This window comes from Maribellus maritimus (assembly GCF_022267315.1).
Classification (GTDB): domain Bacteria; phylum Bacteroidota; class Bacteroidia; order Bacteroidales; family Prolixibacteraceae; genus Draconibacterium; species Draconibacterium maritimum.
The window spans coordinates 1-5,680 of the sequence record NZ_JAIKLE010000087.1 but is presented as its reverse complement, the minus strand read 5'-3'; the positions used below and the strand labels follow the sequence as shown (position 1 = coordinate 5,680).

Annotated in this window: 4 protein-coding genes; all 4 read left to right on the top strand. The window is 30.7% G+C overall.

The window, feature by feature from the left end:
• Positions 1-153 precede the first annotated feature (153 nt).
• The 4 genes from K5G00_RS28675 to K5G00_RS28660 all read left to right on the top strand — a co-directional run bounded on the left by K5G00_RS28675 (position 154) and on the right by K5G00_RS28660 (position 5,143).
• A complete protein-coding gene (locus K5G00_RS28675) occupies positions 154-1,086 on the top strand; it encodes a hypothetical protein (RefSeq protein ID WP_238769925.1) in 933 nt (310 codons plus the stop codon).
• Between the two features lie 165 nt (positions 1,087-1,251).
• Positions 1,252-2,022 carry a helix-turn-helix domain-containing protein gene (locus tag K5G00_RS28670; RefSeq protein WP_238769924.1) on the top strand — a complete coding sequence of 257 codons (771 nt, stop codon included), beginning with the start codon at positions 1,252-1,254 and terminating at the stop codon, positions 2,020-2,022.
• A gap of 191 nt (positions 2,023-2,213) precedes the next feature.
• Positions 2,214-3,347 carry a C45 family peptidase gene (locus K5G00_RS28665; protein WP_238769923.1) on the top strand — a complete coding sequence of 378 codons (1,134 nt, stop codon included), beginning with the start codon at positions 2,214-2,216 and terminating at the stop codon, positions 3,345-3,347.
• Positions 3,348-3,400: 53 nt separating this feature from the next.
• On the top strand, positions 3,401-5,143 hold the full coding sequence (locus K5G00_RS28660; protein ID WP_238769922.1) for a serine hydrolase domain-containing protein: 1,743 nt from the start codon (positions 3,401-3,403) through the stop codon (positions 5,141-5,143).
• Positions 5,144-5,680: the final 537 nt, after the last annotated feature.

Here is a 5,680-nt window from a genome sequence, read left to right as displayed (position 1 = left end):
AAACGGGCAACAAAAAGTGCAATTAAAGTTTACAATAATAAAAGGCTTCATCTATCTTTAAGGTATAAAACACCAAATACGGTGTTTAATGATGTAGCTTAATAATGTTTAACCTGTAGCCGTATTCTAGGACTAGACATTAAAACAAATCATATGACAAGATTTCTTGCTTTTGGTATACTACTAATATTCTTAGGTGGTTGGTATAAAAAAATCAAAGAGGAACGAATCTATTGGTTTGAAAATGAAACGGAGTTGACGAATGAATTTGAAATTGATTTATCGAAGAGCTTTATACTAATTCCAATTGTAGCTGAAAAGGATACGTTACAATTTATATTTGACACAGGAGCAAATCAGATTTTGATTTTTCCAAACGAACAAACAAATAAACTAAAGTATATCAAAGGAAAACCGTTAAATTCAAAGGAAGGTATTCATAACATTGACGGACGATTCATCCATAATTTAAACTTTCATTTCGAATCGATAAACTTTGAAAATGTTTCGGGGATAATGACAGACATGGAACGCTTTCCAGCAGAATTTAACTCATATATAAAACAAATGGGAATAGATGGTATGATTGGGTATGATATTCTTAAAAGTTTCCCATTACAGTTGGATTTTGAATCAGGCAGAGGTACAGTTTATAAGAATTCCAATGCTATTAATGATGATAAGTCAGGTAATTTGTTAGCATTAAGTTTTCATGATAATAAGCCTTACATAAATTGTAAAATAAAGTCTAATAAAAATTCGATTGAAATAATAAAACTCCAGCTTGATTTAGGGAATCTGGGTACATTGGAGCTAATACCCTCTACGATAACTAGTTTTGATATCCCTGAAAATGCTGAGAAAAAAGAAGGGTATGGAATATCTGGAAAATATGAAATTTATAATGGAATAATAGAAAAACTCCTAATTGGGGATATCGAGGTTGACAGTATTCCAACTGCCTTTTTACCAAATAACATCTATTCTGAAAGTGCTAGAAACGGAAAGATAGGACTTGAAGTCATGAAACAATTCAATTTGACTATTGACTATCCCAGTGAGAGATTAATAATTAAAAAACAATAACGATAGCTAACAATGTATAAACATGAAAAAAACAACCAACAATAATAAATGCTCTTATCCTGATAATTATACAAAATGCCGTATAAATGCCGTGCAAAAAAATCCTTAATGATTCGAGTTTAAAATTAGATTCCAATACTTTTGAGATAAATATTTATTAAAACGATGAATCAACCGGAACTTGGTAAAAAAATCAATGAAATCCGAAATCAAAAAGGAATAACTCAAAAAGACTTATCGGAGAAATGCAATATTGACATTCGTACAATTCAGCGAATTGAATCAGGGGAAGTATTTCCCAGAGCATCAACTATTAAATTAATTGCAGATGCATTTGAGTTAGATTCTTATGAGTTGAATGGAAATGAAATAAGCATTTCAGAAAATTTTCGAATACTCCTATTGGTTACAATGATTGCCGGAATAATTTATCTAATTAATTGGTTTTTTTATGCCCCGTTATTTATTAAAGATGTTATTTATTATTCTTATAACTGGATATCCTCCATTGTTAATGCAATTACTGTAGTATTTTTTTATTACGGATTTTATTTGGTGGGCAAATATCTTGAAAACAAATTGTTGGCATTTGCTTCATTTTTCTTTATGATAGGTAGCACAGTATATTTTATCATTACAACAGTTATCGGTGTATTGAATATCAGTGCAGGTGATACTATTAATCAGTTAGTAATTAGCATACTGGGTATTAATTGTATACTTTTTGGCTTTGGCTTACTTAACACAAAATCCAGTTTGACAGCTCTCTATAAAAGCACTGGAATTATGGCGCTTCTTACTGCCCCGTTTTTTATTACGCCTATCGAAACTTTGAATATAGTTGGTTGCTGGATGAATATACCTTTATATATCTTAATGATTTTCATAATCTATCTCGAATATCAAAAATTATGTAAATATAATTATAAAAAATAGCCTTATGAAAAACAATTATTCATTCCATTTTATTTACAGCTGCTATTAGCCATTACGATGAAAAATAAATTACATGTAATTATTAGTTTCATGTTTGTCTTGTCAATTTATGCTCCTTCGTATTCTTGTACAAGTATTTATTTTGTTCGGAATTCACTGATATTTACTGGTAAAAACCAAGATCTTGGAGAATGGAGAACTGTTTTAGGTTTTACACCTCCAAAATCGGATACTTTGGTAAAGCATATTTCGGTGGAAAAGGAGTTTTTCCGACAGGTGGGATTAATAGCGAAGGATTATGGTTTGAATATCATCAAGGCGAATTTCCAAAACAAATGGATAATACCAAGGGTAAAATTATTTTTAAAGGAAATCTTATAGATAAAATTATGTCTGAATGTATAACAATTCAAAATGTAACTGATACATTAAAAAAATATACACAATTTTTCTTTTTTAATCAGAATATTGCTTTTGGGGATAAATTCGGCAGTTCTATAATTATTGAAGGTGATACTATTATCACACGAAAAGGAGATTATCAAATATGTACCAATTTTTATCAATCCGTACACGACAGGTCCAATGCTCCTTGCTGGCGTTACAGAAATGTAGAAGAAACGCTTAAAAGAAATACGAATTTATTAATCAAACTTATTAAAGAAGCGTTAAGCTCAGCTCAAAACCCTGTTTTCACACAATATTCGGTAATTTATGATTTAAAAAAAGGAGTAATTTACTTATACTTCTTTCGAGATTACAACAACCAAAAAATCTTTATCTTAAAAGATGAATTTCAGAAAGGTGAACACTTTTACTTATTGCCAGATTTGTTTTCTAACAATAAGGCTTACAATGATATTTATATAAAAAGACAAGTTCCACAAAACAATTGGTTAATAAGAATATTTCTGGGACTTTTTGGCATATCACCACTTATATCATATATTGTTATGTTTATGATGAGAGTACCAAAAACTGATAACAAAATAACTAAACGAATTGCTTTCATCACAAAATTATCATTAGGACTAGCCCCAGCTGTTTCTCTGATAGATTTGTTAAGATTTCTTTCCTACCCTGAATCTTTTCAAATAGGAATTTTACCCCCAGCAATGCGTTATTATTCTCAAACAGCTAAAATAATCTTACATATTCCAAAGCTATTGATACTAATTGGAATAGTAATGATTTTAGTTTCCATAATTCATTGGCGAAAACGGATATTTAATTTGTTTTCAAGAATCTATTTTTCGATTTATTCAGGACTATTGATTATTTTGATATTTCTTTTTGCTTATTGGGGTTTTATAATACCGTATTAATTGATAATATCATTATAATAAACAACGTGTGATTAGTAAAAAAATAAGTAATAATGAAAACACGCATCCAATTTATTTTATTAATATCAATTTTGGTAACATGCTCCTGTGACAATAAACTTGGAAAAATTACCGGATATTGGGAAGTTACTTATACCGATTCAATTAGTTACACTAAACAGATACTTCATTTCGAGAAGGACAGAGGAACTTTAAAGCTCACAATAGATGAGCCATTAGATGGAACTCTTGGGGTGCCGGGAGAGAAACCTTTTTTCGCAAACGACAGCTTACACTTTGAATCAATGTGGGGCTTATTCAAATATGATGGCAAATTTGTTTCCGGTGATTCACTAATTCATGGTATTAGAGTAGTAAACGATGGTTATCCAACACCGTTTGTAATGAGAAGCATATCAGAAAAAAAACTTTTATATAAGATTCCCAGAGTTAACTTCAACGGAGAAAGGATTTATAACTATTCCTATCATAAACCATTGCAGAAAGATGATGGACTTGAATGTTCAACACTGTCAGAAGCAGGCATCGATTCAACTTATATCTACAAACTCATTGAAAATATTCTGAAAGGTAAAATGGCGACGATACATAGTCTTTTGATTGTAAAAGACAATAAACTTGTACTTGAAGAATATTTTCACAATTACGATAACAATAAGCTTCATTCATTGGAATCGGTAACCAAAAGTTTCACTTCGTCATTAATAGGCATAGCCATTGACAAAAAATTTATTCCTGATGTAAACGAACCTGTCTGGCATTATTTTGAAAAATGGGATTCGACGCAGTGGTTTAAAAAAAAATATGATATAAAAATAAAGAATTTACTGACAATGACTGCCGGGCTTGACTGGAAGCCGTTTACGCCAAATAAGTTTAATGATGATGTGAATATTTATACGTCGCCCGATTGGATTAAATACATTTTGAATAAAGACTTAAAAGACAAGCCTGGTGACAAATTCTTTTATAATAATCGGCTCATGTTTCTTCAGGGACACATAATAGAAGAATCTTCTGGGCTTTCTGTTGATAGTTTTGCTACTAAATATTTATTTAACGAATTAGGAATAAAATATCATAAATGGGAAGTTTATGATAATGGGATAACAGAAACAGGTGGTGGGTTAAAACTATTACCCAGAGATATGATGAAATTTGGATTGATGTATTTAAATCATGGCGAATGGCAAGGGAAACAAGTAATCTCGCCAGAATGGATTAAATCTTCAACCGAAAATCAAGTTCATTCAAATAATCAGGAATATGGTTATAATTGGTGGATTAAAAGCTACAATATCAATCAACAAACATTCAATACTTATTATGCTTTGGGACACGGCGAACAGCTAATAATGGCAATACCCAACGCAAATACTGTTTTTGTTATGACAGCAGGAAATTATTTTCAAACACCTCAAAGGCAGGATGAAATAATGAGGGATTATATTTTGCCATCATTAACAACCAATAATGAAAAGACACAAAGCAGCACTGAGATAAGTATGAGAGATGTGGTCGGCGAATACGAAATAAACGCAGAGGAGACCATAAAAATTGAGATTGCAGATAACACTCTGGTTGCAATTGAACCATCTGGAGAGAGGTTTAAGTTACTTCCAAAATCATCGGGTTTCTACTTAGTTGAAAATTCGCCCCGTGAAGTAAGGTTTATCTATGATGAAACGAAAACAATTGTTGCAGCAGAGATATTTGTAAATGGAGAAAATGTCGAAAGACTAAATAAAACAAAAAAATTCTATCGCTCCCGTTAACGGTTATTTTGTGACCTCTTTTCCATGAAAGAATGATTTAGATAGCTGGTTTAAAAAGATTAAAATATTGAAACTTAAGCGGCTTAATTATACTTTTTAAACACACTACCGTTATTGGCTCACTTTTTGTGGTACCATGAGAGTTTATTCAGAATAAAAAATGATATTAACTAATCTCAAAATCGATTATATGAAATCTACATTTATTGAATTTATTTGAAATAGTCAAGACTTAATCTGACAATTCATTAAATAATTTGTTAAACATTTAAAACCACCAATCGTGACGAATGAAACCTCTTTCGCCTTTTGTCTTTTTTAATTGAGTATTTCATTAGATTTATACCAATTTGAGTATATAGTGTCGCTGTATTATCTTTGAAGCATGGGAAGACAAAGCAAATTCAAGATAAAAGAGGATTTAAAAGAACTTGAGAGCTTATTAAAAAAACAAACAAGTTTATCAGGAGAAAAACGGGTAAAATGTTTGATTTTCACAAAAGAAAATCGATTTTCTACTCGTTCGCAGTTAGCTCA